Origin of the sequence: Xylophilus sp. (assembly GCA_009914555.1) — a bacterium.
Classification (GTDB): domain Bacteria; phylum Pseudomonadota; class Gammaproteobacteria; order Burkholderiales; family Burkholderiaceae_C; genus WNDY01.
On the sequence record WNDY01000014.1, the window covers coordinates 25094 to 42497 of the forward strand.

19 protein-coding genes and 2 pseudogenes are annotated in these 17404 nt (G+C 70.7%); 14 read left to right on the forward strand and 7 right to left on the reverse strand.

Translation table 11 applies throughout. The annotated features are described in order from the left end of the window. Window positions 1-4: 4 nt before the first annotated feature. A complete protein-coding gene (locus tag GAK38_RS09045) occupies window positions 5-1684 on the reverse strand; it encodes a TIGR04028 family ABC transporter substrate-binding protein (protein ID WP_325343397.1) in 1680 nt (559 codons plus the stop codon). A gap of 289 nt (window positions 1685-1973) precedes the next feature. On the opposite strand from GAK38_RS09045, the gene GAK38_RS09050 reads away from it, so the two are divergent. The 7 genes from GAK38_RS09050 to fliR are packed head-to-tail and all read left to right on the forward strand — an operon-like array spanning window position 1974 to window position 6168. Beyond that, window positions 1974-2561, forward strand: coding sequence for a flagellar basal body-associated FliL family protein (locus GAK38_RS09050; RefSeq protein WP_325343399.1), 588 nt, complete (start codon window positions 1974-1976; stop codon window positions 2559-2561). A gap of 15 nt (window positions 2562-2576) precedes the next feature. Continuing rightward, window positions 2577-3581 carry a flagellar motor switch protein FliM gene (gene fliM, locus GAK38_RS09055; protein ID WP_325343401.1) on the forward strand — a complete coding sequence of 335 codons (1005 nt, stop codon included), beginning with the start codon at window positions 2577-2579 and terminating at the stop codon, window positions 3579-3581. Then, a complete protein-coding gene (gene fliN / locus GAK38_RS09060; protein ID WP_325343403.1) occupies window positions 3571-3999 on the forward strand; it encodes a flagellar motor switch protein FliN in 429 nt (142 codons plus the stop codon). The genes fliM and fliN overlap by 11 nt, the downstream gene beginning before the upstream one ends. Before the next feature lie 9 nt (window positions 4000-4008). Next, a complete protein-coding gene (locus GAK38_RS09065; RefSeq protein ID WP_325343405.1) occupies window positions 4009-4350 on the forward strand; it encodes a FliO/MopB family protein in 342 nt (113 codons plus the stop codon). A 38-nt stretch (window positions 4351-4388) separates the two neighbouring features. Next, window positions 4389-5120 (forward strand): flagellar type III secretion system pore protein FliP, encoded by a 732-nt coding sequence (fliP, locus tag GAK38_RS09070; protein ID WP_325343407.1) that lies wholly within the window; start codon window positions 4389-4391, stop codon window positions 5118-5120. Next, entirely contained in the window at window positions 5117-5386 is a 270-nt protein-coding gene (gene fliQ, locus GAK38_RS09075; protein ID WP_325343409.1) for a flagellar biosynthesis protein FliQ, read from the forward strand. The genes fliP and fliQ overlap by 4 nt, the downstream gene beginning before the upstream one ends. 11 nt (window positions 5387-5397) lie before the next feature. Further along, window positions 5398-6168 carry a flagellar biosynthetic protein FliR gene (fliR, locus tag GAK38_RS09080; protein WP_325343411.1) on the forward strand — a complete coding sequence of 257 codons (771 nt, stop codon included), beginning with the start codon at window positions 5398-5400 and terminating at the stop codon, window positions 6166-6168. A 2-nt stretch (window positions 6169-6170) separates the two neighbouring features. On the opposite strand, the gene GAK38_RS09085 is transcribed toward fliR, so the two are convergent. Genes GAK38_RS09085 through GAK38_RS09095 form a run of 3 tightly spaced genes read right to left on the reverse strand, consistent with a single transcriptional unit; the run spans window position 6171 to window position 8167 of the window. Further along, a complete protein-coding gene (locus tag GAK38_RS09085) occupies window positions 6171-6416 on the reverse strand; it encodes a BrnA antitoxin family protein (protein WP_325343412.1) in 246 nt (81 codons plus the stop codon). A gap of 39 nt (window positions 6417-6455) precedes the next feature. Continuing rightward, window positions 6456-7085 carry a response regulator gene (locus tag GAK38_RS09090; RefSeq protein WP_325343413.1) on the reverse strand — a complete coding sequence of 210 codons (630 nt, stop codon included), beginning with the start codon at window positions 7083-7085 and terminating at the stop codon, window positions 6456-6458. After that, window positions 7082-8167, reverse strand: coding sequence for a hybrid sensor histidine kinase/response regulator (locus tag GAK38_RS09095; RefSeq protein WP_325343414.1), 1086 nt, complete (start codon window positions 8165-8167; stop codon window positions 7082-7084). Before GAK38_RS09095 ends, GAK38_RS09090 begins: the two co-directional genes overlap by 4 nt. 222 nt (window positions 8168-8389) lie before the next feature. On the opposite strand from GAK38_RS09095, the gene GAK38_RS09100 reads away from it, so the two are divergent. The 7 genes and pseudogenes from GAK38_RS09100 to GAK38_RS09130 all read left to right on the forward strand — a co-directional run bounded on the left by GAK38_RS09100 (window position 8390) and on the right by GAK38_RS09130 (window position 13581). After that, on the forward strand, window positions 8390-8836 hold the full coding sequence (locus GAK38_RS09100) for a hypothetical protein (RefSeq protein WP_325343415.1): 447 nt from the start codon (window positions 8390-8392) through the stop codon (window positions 8834-8836). A 70-nt stretch (window positions 8837-8906) separates the two neighbouring features. Then, a complete protein-coding gene (locus GAK38_RS09105) occupies window positions 8907-9269 on the forward strand; it encodes a response regulator (protein ID WP_325343417.1) in 363 nt (120 codons plus the stop codon). A gap of 65 nt (window positions 9270-9334) precedes the next feature. Next, window positions 9335-11413 (forward strand): chemotaxis protein CheA, encoded by a 2079-nt coding sequence (locus tag GAK38_RS09110; RefSeq protein ID WP_325343418.1) that lies wholly within the window; start codon window positions 9335-9337, stop codon window positions 11411-11413. 32 nt (window positions 11414-11445) lie between these two features. Continuing rightward, window positions 11446-11934: a chemotaxis protein CheW gene (locus GAK38_RS09115; RefSeq protein WP_325343419.1), complete on the forward strand. Its 489-nt coding sequence runs from the start codon at window positions 11446-11448 to the stop codon at window positions 11932-11934. 14 nt (window positions 11935-11948) lie between these two features. Further along, window positions 11949-12158: pseudogene (locus GAK38_RS09120) on the forward strand (chemotaxis protein CheR); the annotation flags it as partial. 7 nt (window positions 12159-12165) lie between these two features. Beyond that, window positions 12166-12486, forward strand: a pseudogene (locus GAK38_RS09125) (chemoreceptor glutamine deamidase CheD); the annotation flags it as partial. Then, window positions 12487-13581, forward strand: a complete 1095-nt coding sequence (locus GAK38_RS09130) for a protein-glutamate methylesterase/protein-glutamine glutaminase (RefSeq protein ID WP_325343420.1) — start codon at window positions 12487-12489, stop codon at window positions 13579-13581. A gap of 5 nt (window positions 13582-13586) precedes the next feature. On the opposite strand, the gene GAK38_RS09135 is transcribed toward GAK38_RS09130, so the two are convergent. The 3 genes from GAK38_RS09135 to GAK38_RS09145 form a co-directional block, all read right to left on the reverse strand. Further along, the gene (locus GAK38_RS09135) at window positions 13587-15755 is read right to left on the reverse strand and encodes an amylo-alpha-1,6-glucosidase (RefSeq protein ID WP_325343421.1); all 2169 of its coding nucleotides are present in this window, start codon (window positions 15753-15755) and stop codon (window positions 13587-13589) included. A 13-nt stretch (window positions 15756-15768) separates the two neighbouring features. Continuing rightward, on the reverse strand, window positions 15769-16839 hold the full coding sequence (locus tag GAK38_RS09140; protein ID WP_325343454.1) for a glycosyltransferase family 4 protein: 1071 nt from the start codon (window positions 16837-16839) through the stop codon (window positions 15769-15771). A 122-nt stretch (window positions 16840-16961) separates the two neighbouring features. After that, window positions 16962-17387 carry an Hsp20/alpha crystallin family protein gene (locus tag GAK38_RS09145; protein ID WP_325343422.1) on the reverse strand — a complete coding sequence of 142 codons (426 nt, stop codon included), beginning with the start codon at window positions 17385-17387 and terminating at the stop codon, window positions 16962-16964. Window positions 17388-17404: the final 17 nt, after the last annotated feature.

Genomic DNA, 17404 nt, shown 5'->3' on the forward strand with positions numbered 1-17404 from the left:
CCGGCTATTTTTTCGCCAGCCAGGTGTCGTAGAAGCTGGGCCGGCCCACGGCCTCGAAGCCGACCTCCCTGACCTGCGGGGCGCCGGCGAAGGCCTGCGGCTCCTCGAAGATCGGGATCGCATAGGCCTGGTCGACGAGGTAGTTCTGCACCTCGCCGCTGAGCGCCAGCCGCTTGGCCGGATCGGTTTCCGAGGCGATCGCTTCGAGCAGGCCGTTGAGCCGGGGATCGGTGAAGTCCTTGACCTTCTGGCTCACGCCGCCCTTTTGCAGCAGCACGTTGCGGTTGGTCGGGTAGAACTGGCTCTTGATGACGTCCGGGTCGGCGCGGCCGACCATGCCGGCGTGCAGCGGCGTCTTTTCGGGGTCCAGCGCATCGACCGTGCGGCTGCCGGCGTCGCCGGCCAGGATGACGTTGAGCTTGACGCCGATCCTGGACCACTGCTGGGCGATGAGCTGCAGGGCCTCCTTGTTCTGCGGCTGCGGCAGCGATTCGAGCACCGACAGCTCCAGCACCCGGCCGTCCTTCTCGCGCAGGCCGGCGGCGTTCAGCCTCCAGCCGGCTTCGTCGAGCAGCTGCTTCGACCTCTCGGGGTCGTAGGCCAGCTTGGCCGACAGGTCGGTATAGCCCGCGGCGGTCGAGGCGATCACCGAGGTGGCGCGCGGGTAGTTGGACGAGAACAGCGTCTTGACGATCTCCTCGGTGCTGACCGCGTGCAGCAGGGCCTGGCGCACCCGCACGTCCGACACGAGGGCGTTGTCGGGGCGGAAGTAGACGCCGTTGTTCACGCCGCGCGTGGGCGGCGCGTAGATGATGAAGCCCTTCTCCTGCACCCGCTTCTCGTCATAGGCCTGCACTTGGCGGATGAGGCCGGCCTGGCCGGCCAGCAGCGCGCCGATGCGCACGCTGTCCTCGGGCGTGACGACGTACCTGATCTCGTCGAGCCGCGCGCGGCCCTGGTGCGCCAGCCTGGCCGGACCCCAGCGGTAGTCAGGCCGGGCCTTGAGCACCAGTTCCTTGCCGAGCGTCTCGCCGGCCACCACGAACGGGCCGGAGCCGATGATCCGGGTCGCGTCGCCCAGTTCGTCGAACGGCCGCGCGAGCGTGGCCAGCGACACCAGCCCGGAGCCGATCACCGACGTGCCCTGGAGGAACCCGGGCGAGGGCGCCTTGAAGTGGAACCTGACGGTCAGCGGGTCGATGACCTCGCTGCGCTCGTAGTTGTTGATGACTTCCGACACCGGCTGCTTGAGCGCCTTGTTGCCCAGGCCGTAGGTGTCGTAGTTCTTCGCGACCGCGTTGGCGTCGAGCGGCGTGCCGTCGGAGAAGGTCACGCCGCTGCGCAGCCTGAAGGAGTATTCGGTGGCGTTGCCGTTGACCGTCCACGACTCGGCGATCCAGGGCTGGATCTCCAGCGTCTTCGGGTCCTGGTAGGTCAGCTTGTCGGTGATCTGGTTGAGCACCCCGCCGTTCGGATAGAAGCCGCCGGCCGGCGGATACAGGTTGGTGTGGGCCTGCTGCTCCAGGTAGACCAGCGTGCCGCCCTGCACCGGCGTGTCGGCCTGGGCGCTGGCGGCCGGGGCGGCGGCGGACGGGGTCTTGGAGCAGCCGGCGAGCGCGGCGGCGAGCGCCAGGCCGATCAGGGCGCGCGGGAGGGTTCGGTTCGGCAGGTGCAGCACGGTCATCGTCGGCGCGGGAAGTCGCGGTAGGGCGAAAAGGGGCGCAGTCGATGCTATCGATGCGCCGCATTCCCGCTGGCGCGATTGCGTAGCATCGTTATTTGCGGCGGGCATTTGCCGCAGGCGCGCCGCCCGGCTGCGCCGCCGGTAAAAAGGGTCTTTGCCGCGCTATTCTGGCGATCGTCGACCGGCTGCGCGCCAATAATCGAGCCCAGTCCAGACCGGCCGTGCGCCCGTGGAGAGCCCGCGCTTTCCACGGCCGCCGGCCGGACGCCCGCCGCAAGGCACCACCATCGTGTCTGCCCCTTCCGCTGCCGACGCAGCCGCCAAGCCCAGGAACAAGAAGCCGCTGGTCATCGGCCTGGCCGTCGTGGTGCTTGCGGCCGCGGGCGGCGCGGCCTGGTTCGTCAAGAGCCGCCAGGCCCATGCCGACGACGAGGAGGGCGCCGAGCCCCAGGCCGCCGCGGTCGCGCATGCCGACCCGAAGGCGGTGCCGACCTTCCTCGCGATGGAGAACATGGTCGTGAACCTGGCCGACCCGGGCGGCGACCGCTTCGCGCAGATCGGCATCACGCTGGAGCTGGACAACGACAAGACGGCCGAGCGGGTCAAGGTCTACCTGCCGGCGATCCGCAGCGGCATCCTGATGGCGGTGTCGCAGCGCACCTCGCAGGAACTGCTGACGCGCGAGGGCAAGGACAAGCTCGCCGCCGACGTGCTGCGCGAGGTCTCCAAGCCGCTTGGCCTGCCGGAGCCCAAGGCCCGCAAGCCCCGGCCGCGCGAGGAAGGCGTGGAGGAGGACGAGGACGACGAGCCGCCGCGCCGCGCCCCCGCGCCGAGCCCGGTGCGCAGGGTGCTCTTCTCGAGCTTCATCATCCAGTAAGGCGAGGAATCTCCCATGAGCGAATCATTCCTGTCGCAGGAAGAGGTCGATGCCCTGCTGGAGGGCGTGACCGGCGAGAGCCAGCGCCTGGAGCAGGAGGCCGTCGATACCGGCGGCATCCGCGACTACGACCTCTCCAGCCAGGAGCGCATCGTGCGCGGCCGCATGCCGACGATGGAGATCGTCAACGAGCGCTTCGCGCGCAACCTGCGCATCGGCCTGTTCAACTTCATCCGCCGCAGCCCCGAGATCTCGGTCGGCACGGTGGCGGTGCAGCGCTACAGCGCCTTCCTGCGCGAACTCGCGGTGCCCACCAACTTCAACATCGTGGCCATCCGCCCGCTGCGCGGCAGCGGCCTGGTGGTGTGCGAGCCGTCGATCGTCTTCGGCATCATCGACACGCTGTTCGGCGGCATCGGCAAGTTCCAGACCCGCATCGAGGGCCGCGACTTCTCGGCCACCGAGCAGCGCGTGATCAACCGGCTGGTCGAGGTGATCGCCACCGAGTACAAGAAGGCCTGGCAGGGCATCTACCCGATCGAGCTGGACTACCAGCGCTCGGAGATGCAGCCGCAGTTCGCCAACATCGCCACGCCCAGCGAGATCGTGGTGTCCACCGCGTTCCACCTGGAGATCGGCGACATCGCCGGCGCCATCCACCTGTGCATGCCCTATGCCACGCTGGAGCCGATCCGCGACGTGCTGTACTCGTCGGTGCAGGGCTACTCCATCGAGGTGGACCGGCGCTGGGTGCGCGTGCTCACGCGCGAGATCCAGTCGGCCGAGGTCACGCTCGTGGCCGAACTGGCCCGCGCCGACGCCACGGTGGAGCAGCTGCTGGCGATGAAGCCCGGCGACTTCATCGAACTCGACCGCCAGCCGCGCATCCGCGCGTCGATCGGCGGCGTGCCCGTATTCGACTGCCAGTACGGCACCCACAACGCGAAGTACGCGATCCGCGTGGAGGAATGTCTGCGCGGCAGCGACTTGAACTGGATCGGAGAACGCGATGTCCACTGAAGGCGACAACAACGGCGGCGGCGGCGTCGAGGACGACCTCTCCGCCTGGGCCGAGGCGCTCGAGGAGCAGAAGCAGGCCGAGGCGCCCACCGACCAGGGCGGCCCGCTGGCCGGCGACGCCGCGCGGCCCTTCGGCGGCGGCACCGGCGACGGGCAGGACATCTCGATGGTGCTGGACATCCCGGTCCAGCTCTCGGTGGAACTGGGGCGCACCAAGGTGCCGATCAAGTACATCCTGCAGCTCGCGCAGGGCTCCATCGTCGAACTCGACGCGCTGGCCGGCGAGCCGATGGACGTGCTGGTCAACGGCTACCTGATCGCCCCGGGCGAGGTGGTGGTGGTCAACGACAAGTTCGGCATCCGGCTGACCGACGTGGTCACGCCCTCGGAACGCCTGAAGCGCCTCAGCCGCGGCTAGCATCCCGGGATGACCCAGACCCTCTTGATCGTCATCGCCTTCGTCGCCGCGCTCGCGGCGCTGCCGTGGTTCGTGCGGCGGCTCCAGCAGCAGCGGCTGCTCGGCGGCGCGGCCGGCGCGGGCGCGGCGCGCGTGGTCTCGGCGCTGGCCGTCGGGCCGCAGCAGCGGGTGGTGACGGTCGAGGTCGGGCCCGCGCATGCGCGGGCCTGGCTGGTGCTGGGCGTGACGCCGCAGACCGTGCAGTGCCTGCACACCGTGCCGCTTTCCCCCGGCGCGGCACCGGCCGCGCCGCCGCCGCAGGCGCCGTTCGCGGGCGAACTCGCGCGCGTACAGCAGGCGGAGCAGCCATGAGGGGTATGTGCGTGAAGCGCGCGCCATCCGTGCACTACATGGCATTAACGGGGGGAGTATTGCTTCTGGCCGCATTGCCCGCCGCGGCGCAGCAGGGCGGTGCGCTGCCGCTGGTGATCGGCTCGGGCGCGGGCGGCACCAGCTACTCGGTGCCGATCCAGACGCTGCTGTTCTTCACCGCGCTGTCCTTCCTGCCGGCGCTGCTGCTGATGATGACCGGCTTCACCCGCATCGTCATCGTGCTGTCGCTGCTGCGCCAGGCGCTGGGCACCCAGTCGGCGCCGCCGAACCAGGTGATCATCGGGCTGTCGCTGTTCCTCACGCTGTTCGTCATGGGACCGACGCTCGACCGCGTGTACCAGGATGCCTACGTGCCCTATGCCGCCAACGCCATCACCTTCGAGCAGGCGCTCGCGCGCGGCGAGGCGCCGATGCGCGGCTTCATGCTCAAGCAGACGCGGCAGTCGGACTTCGCCCTCTTCAAGCGGCTGGCCAAACTCGACGCGGCGGCGACGGCCGAGACCGCGCCGCTGCGCGTGCTGGTGCCGGCCTTCGTCACCAGCGAGCTGAAGTCGGCCTTCCAGATCGGCTTCATGATCTTCATCCCGTTCCTCGTGATCGACATCGTGGTGTCCTCCATCCTCATGTCGCTGGGCATGATGATGCTGTCGCCGGTGCTCGTGGCCCTGCCGTTCAAGCTCATGCTGTTCGTGCTGGCCGACGGCTGGAACCTGCTCCTCGGCTCGCTCGCGGCGAGCTTCGTGCCATGACCGCCCAGATGGTTCTCACGATGGCGCGCGACGCGCTGACGCTGCTGCTGGTGGTGTCCATGCCTATCCTCGGCGCGGTGATGGCCGTGGGCCTGCTGGTCAGCCTGTTCCAGGCGGTCACCCAGATCCACGAGGCGACGCTCGCCTTCGTGCCCAAGCTGATCGCCGCGGTGGTCGTCTTCGCGATGTTCGGCCCGTGGATGCTGACCACGCTGGTGGACTACATCCGCCGCACCATCGAGTCGATCCCCTCGGTCATCCTCTAGCGGCCGGCCGCGTGGTCACGTTCACCGAGGCGCAGATCATGGCCTGGCTGTCGCCGGTGCTGTGGCCCTTCCTGCGCGTGCTGGCGCTGTTCAGCGTGGCGCCGGTGTTCTCGATGCGGGCGATTCCGGTGCGCGCGCGCATCGGCCTGGCCCTCTTCGTGGCGCTGTGCGCCCAGGGCATCCTGGGGGGCCAGCCGGTGATCGACGTCAACGGCCGCGGCGCGCTCGGCGCCGTGGTGCAGCAGGTCGGCGTGGGACTGGCCATCGGTTTCGCGGTGCGGCTGGTGTTCGCCGCGGTCGAGCTGGCCGGCGAACTGGTGGGCCTGCAGATGGGCCTGAACTTCGCCTCGTTCTTCGACCCGTCGAGCAATGCCCAGGTGAGCGCGGTATCGCGCTTCTTCGGCAACGTGACGACGCTGCTCTTCATCGTCATCAACGGCCACCTGCTGGTGCTGATGGCGGTGGTGCGCAGCTTCGACAGCTTCCCGGTGGACGGCCACTTCCTCCAGCAGGTCAATGCGGTGCGGCTGTTCGACCTGGGCACGTCGCTGTTCTCCAGCGCGCTGTGGATCGCGCTGCCGATGATCGCGCTGCTGCTGTTCACCAACCTGGCGCTCGGCATCATCTCGCGCGTGGCGCCGCAGATGAACATCTATGCCGTGGGCTTTCCGGTCACGCTGACCGTCGGCCTGGTCGGCATCCTGGCCACGCTGCCGATGCTGGAGCACCCGGTGCTGGCGCTGATGCAGCAGGCGATCGACCTGTTCGCCAGCCAGCGCTGAGGTCAGCGGCCCGAGGCCTTGCGGGCCGCGAGCACGTCCGGATCGATGCGCATGTTGAGCGTGGGGCGCTTGACTTCGGCGGGCGGGCGGCCCAGGCGCTTCTTGAATTCCCAGGCGAACTCTTCTTCGCCCACCACCCGGTCTCCGATCATGTGCGCTGCCTTTGCGAAAAATTCGTCCGTGAGTTCCGGCGCGTCATCGGGGTCGATCCAGCCGGTGGGTTTTCTCGATTTCACGGGCATTGGCATGCCTCATGGAAAGTTCGGGGGGTGCAAGCCGGCGCCGTGTCACACCAGGTTGTTGCGGATCGCGTAGACCGTCAGCTCGGCGTTGTTGGCCAGCCTGAGCTTCTCCAGCACCCGGGCGCGGTAGACGCTCACCGTCTTGGGGCTCAGCATCAGCTCCTCGGCGATGTCGGCCAGCCGCCTGCCGGAGGCGATCTTCAGCAGCGTCTGCAGCTCGCGCTCCGACAGCGCATCGTGCGGCTGGGCTGGCGTGGGCTGGGCCACGCTGTCGGCCAGCAGCTGGGCGACCTCGGGCGTGAGATACTTGCGGCCCTGCACCAGCGTGCGCACCGCGCCGATCAGGTCGGCCGGGTCGGCCGCCTTGCTCGCGTAGCCCTGGGCGCCGGCGCGCAGGCAGCGCAGGGCGTACTGGTCCTCCGGGTACATCGAGACGATCAGCGCCTTGATCCCCGGGTGCGTCTCGCGCAGGCTGGTCAGCACCTCGATGCCGCCGCGGCCCGGCAGATTCAGGTCCAGCAGCAGCACGTCGCATTCCGCCCGGCGCAGCAGCTCGCGCAGCTCGGGGTAGCTGCCGGCCTCGCCGACGACCTCGATGTCCATGCCCTCGGCCAGCGTGTCGCGGATGCCGCGGCGCACCACGGCATGGTCGTCGCAGAGCATCACGCGGATCACGGCGGCGCCTCCGCGTCGGCCAGCGGAATGGACAGCACGATCGACGTGCCCTGGCCCGGCCGGCTGCTCACGTCGAGCCAGCCGTCGACCGTGCGGGCGCGCTCGTGCAGGCCGCGCAGGCCGAAGGCGCGCGGCTTGTCCGCGGCGCCCGCGGGCAGGCCGGGGCCGTCGTCGGCCACTTCGAGCGTGAGCAGGCCGCCGCTGCCGGCGATGTCGATCTGCACCCGGGTGGCTCCGGCCGCGTGCTTGGCGATGTTGGTGAGCGCTTCCTGCGCCGTGCGGTAGGCCACCAGGCGCAGGTCCGGCGGCACGTCGATGCGCTCGTCGGCGGCGCGCACAGTGGCCGGCACGCCGGTGCGGCGCTCGAAGGCGCCGGCCAGCCACTGCACCGCGGCCACCAGGCCGGAGTCGAGGACGGCCGGCCGCAGGTCGCGCATGATGCGCTGGCTGGCGCCGATGGCGTGCTGGAGCATGTCGCCGGCGCTGTCCACGTGCTCGCGCATGGCGTCGTCGGCCGCATGCCGGCCGATCCAGGCCAGGTCGATGCGCACCGCGGCCAGCGAGCCGCCGATGTCGTCGTGGATCTCGCGGGCGATGGCCGCGCGCTCCTGCTCGATCGAGGTCTGCAGGTGCTCGGCCAGCTCGGCCAGGCGGCGCTGCGACACGGCCAGCGCGCGGGTGGCCTCCTCGCGCGTGCGGCGGGCCTCGTGCACCTCGATGGAGCGGCGGATCACCCGCGCGAGCTGGCCGATGTCGTCCTTGAGCAGGTAGTCGGCGAAGCCCTGGCGCATGGCCTCGACGGCGGCGGCCTCGCCGATGGCGCCGGAGACGAGGATGAAGGGCGGGGCGCCGGACTCGGCGGCCAGCAGCGCCCAGGCGTCGAGCGCGGTGAAGCCGGGCAGCCGGTAGTCGGCCAGGATGGCGTCGAGCCCGCCGGCGGCCGCCCGGCCGGCGAAGTCCTCCAGCGTGTCGACCCGCTCGACCGTGAACGCCAGCCCGGCGCGGCGCAGGGCGATGCAGGCCAGCGCATGGTCGGCCTCGGAGTCCTCCAGGTGCAGCAGGCGCAGCGGTTCCTCGGTCACGGCAGAGCAGGCATAAGGCCCGCTATCATAGGCGCCGCCAGAGCGGGGTCGCAGGCGTGCCGAGCGGCGGCGTGGGTGTTTCCCCCGCCGATTCGCACGAAAGACTCAGTTAAATTCGATTCCGGCCGATAACCTTCGGATACAAGTGAGCGCCTGGAGTCCGGAATTTGCTGATGGTGGTGCCGCAGGCCGCACGGCCTGCCGAGGGGCGATGGAGAAACGATGCAGTCACTAGATTCGACGCCCGAGCCGCAAGGCGCGCGCCTTTCCGTCCTGGTCGCGGCCGAACTGCAGGATTCCCTGCTCGTCGTCATGCACGACCTGCACCGGCTCGAAAACCTGCTCAACCATGCGGCCGACAATCTGCTGGAGCGCTTCTCCGCCGCCACGCAGGGCCTGAGCGACGCGGTCGTGGGCCAGTCCAGCGCGCTGGCCGAGGTGCGCAGCAACCTGCGCGGCGCGGTGACCGAGCTGCAGTTCCAGGACATGGCCTCCCAGCTCATCCTCCATACCACCAAGGTGCTGCAGGGCTGCGCCTTCCGCATCGCCTCCGAGGCCATGGGCCAGGAGGAGGGCGAGGAGGCCGCGCCGTTCACCGACATGGTGCCCGAGCGGCCCAACCCCGTGACCCAGAGCGAGATGGACGCCGGTTCCGTCGACCTGTTCTGAGCCCCATGCAACGCCTGCCGTGCAGGCGCCCCACCGTTCACCCCATTGCAGCCTTCCCGGAGCCCCTTTCATGCAAACTATCCTCGCAGTCGACGACTCGCCCTCGATGCGGAAGATGGTGTCGTTCACCCTGACCAGTGCCGGCTACAACGTCGTGGAGGCCGTCGACGGCCAGGATGCCTACGAGAAGGCGCAGCAGCACGCGATCAACCTGGTGCTGGCCGACCAGAACATGCCGCGCCTCGACGGCATCGGCCTCACCCGCAGGCTGCGTGAGCACCCCGACTTCAAGACCACGCCTATCCTGATTCTGACCACCGAGTCCAGCGACCAGATGAAGCAGGCCGGCCGCGCCGCCGGCGCCACCGGCTGGCTGGTCAAGCCCTTCGATCCGAACCGCTTGATCGAAGTCATCAAGAAAGTGATCCGCTGAGCCGAAACTGAGGAGGCCGCCCCGCGGCGGCCGGACAACAACAATGCGATACAGAGGAGCCCGCAATGGGTGACATCCACCAGGAAGGTTCGGGCGCGGACTTCGACCTCAGCCAGTTCTACCAGATCTTCTTCGAGGAGGCCGGCGAGAACCTCGACCAGCTCGAACAGGCGCTGATCGACCTCGACCTCGGCAGTGCCAACGACGAGGAACTCAACAGCATCTTCCGCTGTGCCCACTCGGTCAAGGGCGGCGCGGCCACGTTCGGCTTTTCCGACGTGGCCGAGCTGACCCACCACATGGAGTCGCTGCTCGACCGCCTGCGCCGCCACGAGCTGCAGCCGATCCCGCAGATGGTCGATGTGCTGCTCGAATCGGCCGACGCCGGCCGCAGCCTGCTGGCCCGCCACCAGGCCGGCGGCGAAGGCGAAGCCGTGGTCACGACCGACCTGGTGCGCCGCATCGCCGAGCTGGCGGCCGGCCAGGTGCCGGCTGCCGCGCCGGTCGCGCCGCCTCCGCAGGCTCCCGCCCCTGCGCCCGCCGCTGCGGCACCGGCTGCCGCGCCCGGCGGCGCCCGCCAGCTGGAGATCCGCATCGGCCCGGTCGAGCAGTTGGAGCAGGCCGACGCGCTCAAGGAACTGTTCCGCGACATCCCGGGCCTCGGCACCATCGAGGATCTGCCGTCGGACCGGCCGGACACCCGCGTGTTCGCCGTCGAGACCACCTCGACCGACGACGACCTGCTCGACCTGTTCGCCTTCCACGTGTCGAAGGAGCAGGTGGCGATCGCCCCGCGCGGCGCGGCCGCGGCGGCCGCCGCCGAAGCGGCGCCTGCCGCGGACGCGGGCTTCGGCTTCTTCGGCGACGCGCCCGGCGCGCCGGCCGCAGCCGCGCCCGCCCCGGCCGAGGCGACGCGCCCGGCGCCGGTCCGTGCGCCGGCCGAGCCCAAGCCCGGCGGCGGCAGCCAGGCGCACCTCGAAGCCACCACCATCCGCGTGGCCGTCAGCAAGGTCGACCAGCTCATCAACCTCGTGGGCGAACTGGTCATCACCCAGGCCATGCTGGCGCAGACCAGCCAGGGTCTGGACGCCGCAGCCAACCAGCAGCTGCTGGCCGGCCTGGCCGACCTCGACCGCAACACCCGCGACCTGCAGGAATCGGTCATGTCGATCCGCATGATCCCGATGTCGGTCGTGTTCAGCCGCTTTCCGCGCATGCTGCGCGACCTGGCCGGCAAGCTCGGCAAGAAGGTCGAGCTCGTCACCCACGGCGAGGCGACCGAACTCGACAAGGGCCTGGTCGAGAAGATCACCGACCCGCTGACCCACCTGGTGCGCAACAGCTGCGACCACGGCATCGAGCTGCCGGCCGACCGCCTCGCCGCGGGCAAGCCCGAGCACGGCACGATCACGCTGTCGGCCGCGCACCAGGGCGGCTCCATCGTCATCGAGGTGCGCGACGACGGCCGCGGCATGTCGCGCGACAGGATCCTCGGCAAGGCGCGCGAGCGCGGCCTGGACGTGTCCGACCAGATGAGCGACGCCGACGTCTGGCAGCTCATCTTCGCGCCGGGCTTCTCCACCGCCGAGGTCGTGACCGACGTCTCCGGCCGCGGCGTCGGCATGGACGTGGTCAAGAAGAACATCACCGCGCTCGGCGGCACGGTGGAGATCGACTCGTCCGAAGGCTACGGCATGAAGGTGTCGGTGCGCCTGCCGCTCACGCTCGCGATCATGGACGGCATGTCGGTCGGCGTGGCCGACGAGGTCTACATCCTGCCGCTGTCCTCGGTCGTCGAGTCGTTCCAGGTCGGCGGCAGCGCGGTCAGCACCGTGGCCCAGGGCTCGCAGCTCGTGAAGGTGCGCGACGAATACATGCCGGTCGTGGAGCTGGAGCGCGTGTTCCAGGTGCCGCGGCCCGACGCCGGCGAGTCGGCCAACAACATCATGGTCGTGGTCGAGTCCGACGGCAGCCGCGTGGCGCTGCTGGTCGACGAACTGCTCGGCCAGCAGCAGGTCGTGGTGAAGAACCTCGAATCGAACTACAAGAAGGTGTCCAACGTCTCGGGCGCCACCATCCTCGGCGACGGCCGGGTGGCGCTGATCCTCGATACCAGCGCATTGGTCCGCCGCTCGCGGCATTGAACGAACGACACAAGAAATCCAGGAGTGCCGACATGGCCGTGCTCGAAAAAACCGCCGATGCCTCGACCGAGGCCGCGACCGCCGCGGCGCGCGAATACCTGACCTTCCGCCTCGACCAGGAGGAGTACGGCATCGACATCCTCAAGGTGCAGGAGATCCGCGGCTACGAGCCGCCCACGCGCATCGCCAACGCGCCGCCGTTCATCAAGGGCGTGGTCAACCTGCGCGGCACCATCGTGCCGATCGTGGACATGCGGCTGAAGTTCAACTGCGCGCAGGCCGAGTACAACAGCTTCACCGTCGTCATCATCCTCAACCTGCGCAACCGCGTGGTCGGCATCGTGGTGGATTCGGTCAGCGACGTGATGGAACTCGCGGCCGACCAGATCAAGGCCGCGCCCGAGGTCGAGAGCGTGATCGACAACGGCAGCATCGTCGGCCTGGGCACCATCGGCGAGCGCATGCTGATCCTGCTGGACATCGAGGCGCTGATGTCCGGCGTGGACATGGGGCTGGTCTGACCCGTCCCGGGGCCATGACGACGGTCGCCACCAGCCGGAGCGCGGCAGCCCTGCCTGCGGCCGGCCCCGCCGAGCCCGCTGGGGCGCGCGAGTTCGCCTGGACCCCGGCCGACTTCACCCGCGTGCAGGGCCTGATCTACCGGCGCGCCGGCATCCACCTGCACGACGGCAAGCATGCGATGGTCTACAGCCGGCTCTCGCGCCGCCTGCGCGAGACCGGCCATGCTGCAGAAGCAGGGCGCGCGGCGCGAGAGCCTGCAGGCCAAGATCTTCGGCGGCGGGCAGGTCATGCACAACTTCACGACGATGAACGTCGGCGAGCGCAACACCCGCTTCGTGCGCGACTACCTGCGCACCGAGCACATCCCGATCGTCTCGGAGGACGTGCTCGACATCTATCCGCGCAAGGTCTGCTACTTTCCCGCGAGCGGCAAGGCCATGGTCAAGCGCCTGGCCCACACCCATCCCGAAGCCCTGGTCGCGCAGGAGGTGCGCGGCAACGCGGCCGCCGTGGCGCAGAGCACGGCCGGCGGCTCGGTGGATTTGTTCTAGATGAAGAAGATTCGTGTCATCGTCGTCGACGATTCGGCGCTCGTGCGCAGCCTGCTGGCCGAGATCATCAACCGCCAGCGCGACATGGAATGCATCGGCACGGCCAACGACCCGCTCGTGGCCCGCGAGATGATCCGCGAGAAGAACCCCGACGTGATCACGCTCGACGTCGAGATGCCGCGCATGGACGGGCTCGACTTCCTCGGCCGGCTCATGCGGCTGCGGCCGATGCCGGTCGTCATGGTCTCCACGCTGACCGAGCGCGGCGCCGAGGTCACGCTGCGCGCGCTCGAACTGGGGGCCGTCGATTTCGTCGCCAAGCCGCGCGTCGGCGTGGCCAGCGGCCTGGCCGAGCTCGGCGGCGAGATCGTCGACAAGATCTGCGTCGCCGCGCAGGCGCACGTGAGCCGACACTCCTCCCAGTTACCACCTGCATCGGGTGCAGTACGCGGGCCAGCAGCCCATACTCCTGTAGCTCTCGGCCGTGTCTCGACCGAGAAGCTGATCGCCGTCGGCGCCTCCACCGGCGGCACCGAAGCCATCCGGGAGATCCTGGTGCAGCTGCCGGCCGACGCGCCGGGCGTGGTCATCACCCAGCACATGCCGCCGGGCTTCACCACGAGCTTTGCCGCGCGGCTCGACGGCCTGTGCCGCATCACCGTCAAGGAGGCGGTGCACGGCGAGCGCATCCTGCCGGGCCATGCCTACATCGCGCCGGGCGGGCGGCAGTTCCGCATCGACCGCAGCGGCGCCAACTACGTCGCCGTGGTGGAGGACACCGAGCCGGTCAACCGTCACAAGCCGTCGGTCGAGGTGCTGTTCCGCTCGATCGCCGCCGTCGTCGGCCGCAACGCCTACGGCGTGATGCTCACCGGCATGGGCGCCGACGGCGCGCGCGCGATGCGCGAGATGAAGGATGCCGGCAGCTACAACTACGTGCAGGACGAGGCCAGCTGCGTCGTCTTCGGCATGCCGCGCGAGGCGATCGCGCAGGGCGCGGCCGACGAGGTGCGGCCGCTCATTCAGATCGCGCCGGCGCTGCTCGCGCGGCTGCACGGCGGCGGCAGCGCGGACCGCGTGCACCACCGCATCTGACGGGTTCACAGCCGCACGCTGACCTCCACCGGCGGCCCGTCGTCCTCGGGCTGGCGGCAGCCGACGACGACCTGCCGTCCCACGCGCCGGAACTGCAGCCCGATGCGCCGCGCGCCGACCTGCAGGCCCTCCACGTCGAGCCGGTCGATGCCCTGCGGCAGCGCGGGCCGCACGATGTGCACCGTGCCGCGCACGCCGTCCACCCGCAGGCCCAGGCAGGACTGCAGCAGCATGAACGGCGCGCCCGCGGCCCAGGCCTGCGGCAGGCAGGCCACCGGGTAGGCGATCGGCGGCTCGCCGGGCTGGCGCGTGAAGCCGCAGAACAGCTCGGGCAGCCGCATGCCGAAGTGCACCGCGGCCTCGAACAGGTGGCCCAGCAGCTGCACCACGCCGTCGCGCTCGCCGTAGCGCGCCAGGCCCGCGCCGCAGAGCGCCACGTCGTGCGGCCAGACCGATCCGTTGTGGTAGCTCATCGGGTTGAAGCGCGCGGCCTCCGACGGCAGCGTGCGGATGCCCCAGCCCGACTGGAACGCGCGCCCGGCCAGCTGCCGCGCCACCGCGCGGGCGCGCTCGGGCGCGGGCAGGCCGCTGTAGAGCAGGTGGCCGGCGTTGGACGCGCGCACGCGGCAGGGCTGGCCCGCGCCATCGACTGCGAGCGCGTAGAACTGCAGCGCGTCGAGCCAGAACAGCCGCTCCACCGCCGTGCGCAGCCGCTCGGCGGCGGCGCCCCACACGGCCGCGGCGTCGGCCTCGCCGCGCCAGCGGGCGAGATCGGCCATCGCGCGCAGCGCGCGCCAGGCGTAGCCCTGCACCTCCACCAGCGCGATCGGCCCCTCGGGCGTGCGGCCGTCGGCATGGAAGATGGCATCGTGGCTGTCCTTCCAGCCCTGGTTGGCCAGGCCGCTGGCCTCGCCGCGCTGGTAGGCCAGCAGGCCCGCCGGGTGGCGCTCCATGCTGCGCACCAGCCAGGACGCGGCCGCTTCCAGCGCGGGCCAGAGCGCGTCGACCGTGGCGCGGTCGCCGGTGCGCCGCGCATAGGCGCCGGCCAGCAGCACGAACAGCGGCGTCGTGTCCACGCCGCCGTAGTACTGGCCGAACGGCAGCTCGTCCACGGCGGCCATCTCGCCCTTGCGCGTCTCGTGCATGATCTTGCCGGGCTCGGCGTCGCGGAAGCTCGACGTCTCCTGCGCCTGCCGCGCCGCGAGGAACGACAGCACGCCGCGCGCGAGGCCCGGGTCGAGCCAGAGCACCTGCAGCGCCGTCACGATCGCGTCGCGGCCGAACGGCGTGGAGAACCACGGGATGCCGGCATATGGGTACGGCCCGGTCGGCAGGTCGGTGGTCAGCAGCGCGAGATCGGCGCGCGAGCGGTCGAGCCAGCCCTGGAACAGCCGGCCCGAGGCCGCGAGCCGCGCCCCGCGCCGGCGCTTGGCGCGCATGCCGCGCCGCGCCCGCGCGGCGGCGGCGCGGAAGCGTTCGGCGCCCATGGCGGCGGCTCCGGCCGCGTCGGGGCCGACTTCCACGTAGAGCAGCCAGTGGCCGCGCGCCGGCAGCTCCACCTCGAACCGGGCCTCGTGCGCATCGAGCCGCTGCGGCGCCTGCGACAGCGCGATGCAGCTGCGGCGCTCCACGCCGTCGAGGCCGCGGTAGGCCAGCTCCACGGTGCGTTCGTGCACGCGCGGCGCGGCGGCGGTGCCGCGGCGGCTGCGCCGCTGGCCGCGCACCTCGAACATGTCGCGGAAGTCGGCATCGAAGCGCAGCGCCAGCGGCACGCGCGCCGGCCGGTCGCCGTAGTTGGCGAGCCGGATGCGCTCGAACAGCCGCGCCTCCCAGAGGAAGCGCTTGCGCTCGATGTGGATCACGCCGTGCGGCGTCGCATCGCTGCCGAGCACCGGCAGCGGCTGGTTCGTGAGGTCGGCGGTGAAGACCACGTTGTCGTGGCTCACCGCGCTCGACAGCAGCGACGGCCGCGCGCCGTCCACGCGCAGGCCGAAGGCGCTGAGCACGCGCGTGTCCTCGCGGAACAGGCCGTCGGCCGCGCCGGTCACGTCGCCGTGCGCGTCCATCACGAGGTAGGTGTCGCCGTCCTTGAGCACGAAGCTGCTCTGCACCGCGCGCTCGGGCGCGGCGCCGGCCGGCAGCTCGGGCGGGGTCGTTGCGTCGGTCGTCGCCATGGCGCTGCCGGGCTCAGGCGGCGCGGCGCGCCGTGTGCGTGCGGCCGTCGCCGTCCTGCCCGATCAGCCGGCGGTACTGCGCCACGTAGGCCGAGGCCATGGCCTGCGCGCTGAAGCGGCGGTCGAACGCCGCGCGCACCGCGCGCCGGTCGAGCCGCGCCACGGCATGGACGGCCGCGGCCGCCTCGTCCTCGCTTTCGACGATGAGGCCGCTCACGCCGTGCTCGATGACCTCGGGCACCGAGCCGCAGCGCCAGCCGATGACCGGCGTGCCGCAGGCCATGGCTTCGATCATCACGAGGCCGAACGGCTCGGGCCAGTCGATCGGGAACAGCAGCGCCCGCGCCTGCCCGAGGAAGGCGGCCTTGTCGGCGTCGCCGATCTCGCCGACGAACTCCACGAGCGGATCGGCCAGCAGCGGGCGGATGGTGCGCTCGAAGTAGTCGGCGTCGGCCGCATCGACCTTGGCCGCGATGCGCAGCGGCAGGCCGGCGCGCCGGGCGATGGCGATCGCGCGGTCGGGCCGCTTCTCGGGCGAGATGCGGCCGAGGAAGGCGAGGTAGCCGCCCGACGGGTTCGGCTCGAAGCGGTAGGGCGCGTCGTCGAGCCCGTGCGGCACGGTGGCCTGCCAGTTGGCAAAAGGCAGTGGCGCGCGCTGGCTCTGCGAGATCGACACCAGCGGGAAGCGGTGCCAGCGCCGGTAGGCCAGCGGCAGGTCGGCGAGGTCGAGGCGGCCGTGCAGGGTGGTCAGCGTGCGCTGGGCGATGTCCTCGAAGAACGGGAAGTGCAGCAGGTCGGTGTGGAAGTGCAGCACGTCGAATTCGCCGGCGCGCTCGCGCACCGCGTCGAGCAGCGCGAGGTGGGCGGCGAGGTCGGACTTCAGCGGCGCCGGGTCGAGCCGCAGCGCCTGCGCGCGCACCGGCACGAGCGCGGCGCGCGTGTCGGCGTCGGCTGAGGCGAACAGCGTGACCGCGTGGCCCTGGTCCACGAGGGCGTTCGTGAGGTGGGCGACCACGCGCTCGGTGCCGCCGTAGAGCCGCGGCGGCACGGCTTCGTAGAGCGGCGCGATCTGGGCGATCTTCAAAGGGGCGATATTGGTGACCAAGGGTTCCTCCGCAGGAGCGGAAACAAGGACGGGTAGGGTATAGGCCTGTAGCGCACTATTTCAGTGCGCTACAGGCGTCTGCCAGGGGGTGTATCCGAGCGTCAGCCGGCCTGCACCCCGATGCGCCGCGGCTGGGCATGCGCGGCCTTCGGGATGTGCAGCTTCAGCACGCCCTGCGACAGCTCGGCCGTGACCTTCTCGGTGTCGAGTTCCTTGCTCAGCGTGAACACGCGGCGGAAGCGCGCGAGGCCGACCTCGGCATGGTGCGAGCTGAGCCCGGCCGGCACCTCCAGGCCGGATTCGGCCTCGATCGTCAGCGTGTCGGACTTGACCTGGAGGTCGAGCTTGTCGCGGCTCACGCCCGGCAGGTCGGCATAGAGCGTGATGCCGCCTGCATCCTCGATCACGTCGACCGGCGGCGTGAGCGCGGCGTCGTCATAGCGCGCGGCGCGCGGGGAATCGGTGGCGGTGGCGGCTCCTTCGCCCCGCGCAGTGGCGGGCACGGAAGCCTGGACGTCTTGGGCCATGGCAGGTCTCCTTGTGC

What these genes read in the sequence shown, in the direction of transcription:
- GAK38_RS09045 (WP_325343397.1), bottom strand. Translation starts at nt 1,684, where the DNA reads ATGACCGTGCTGCACCTGCCGAACCGAACCCTCCCGCGCGCCCTGATC.
- fliM (WP_325343401.1), top strand. Translation starts at nt 2,577, where the DNA reads ATGAGCGAATCATTCCTGTCGCAGGAAGAGGTCGATGCCCTGCTGGAG.
- fliN (WP_325343403.1), top strand. Translation starts at nt 3,571, where the DNA reads ATGTCCACTGAAGGCGACAACAACGGCGGCGGCGGCGTCGAGGACGAC.
- GAK38_RS09065 (WP_325343405.1), top strand. Translation starts at nt 4,009, where the DNA reads ATGACCCAGACCCTCTTGATCGTCATCGCCTTCGTCGCCGCGCTCGCG.
- fliP (WP_325343407.1), top strand. Translation starts at nt 4,389, where the DNA reads ATGGCATTAACGGGGGGAGTATTGCTTCTGGCCGCATTGCCCGCCGCG.
- fliQ (WP_325343409.1), top strand. Translation starts at nt 5,117, where the DNA reads ATGACCGCCCAGATGGTTCTCACGATGGCGCGCGACGCGCTGACGCTG.
- GAK38_RS09085 (WP_325343412.1), bottom strand. Translation starts at nt 6,416, where the DNA reads ATGCCAATGCCCGTGAAATCGAGAAAACCCACCGGCTGGATCGACCCC.
- GAK38_RS09100 (WP_325343415.1), top strand. Translation starts at nt 8,390, where the DNA reads ATGCAGTCACTAGATTCGACGCCCGAGCCGCAAGGCGCGCGCCTTTCC.
- GAK38_RS09105 (WP_325343417.1), top strand. Translation starts at nt 8,907, where the DNA reads ATGCAAACTATCCTCGCAGTCGACGACTCGCCCTCGATGCGGAAGATG.
- GAK38_RS09110 (WP_325343418.1), top strand. Translation starts at nt 9,335, where the DNA reads ATGGGTGACATCCACCAGGAAGGTTCGGGCGCGGACTTCGACCTCAGC.
- GAK38_RS09115 (WP_325343419.1), top strand. Translation starts at nt 11,446, where the DNA reads ATGGCCGTGCTCGAAAAAACCGCCGATGCCTCGACCGAGGCCGCGACC.
- GAK38_RS09130 (WP_325343420.1), top strand. Translation starts at nt 12,487, where the DNA reads ATGAAGAAGATTCGTGTCATCGTCGTCGACGATTCGGCGCTCGTGCGC.
- GAK38_RS09135 (WP_325343421.1), bottom strand. Translation starts at nt 15,755, where the DNA reads ATGGCGACGACCGACGCAACGACCCCGCCCGAGCTGCCGGCCGGCGCC.
- GAK38_RS09145 (WP_325343422.1), bottom strand. Translation starts at nt 17,387, where the DNA reads ATGGCCCAAGACGTCCAGGCTTCCGTGCCCGCCACTGCGCGGGGCGAA.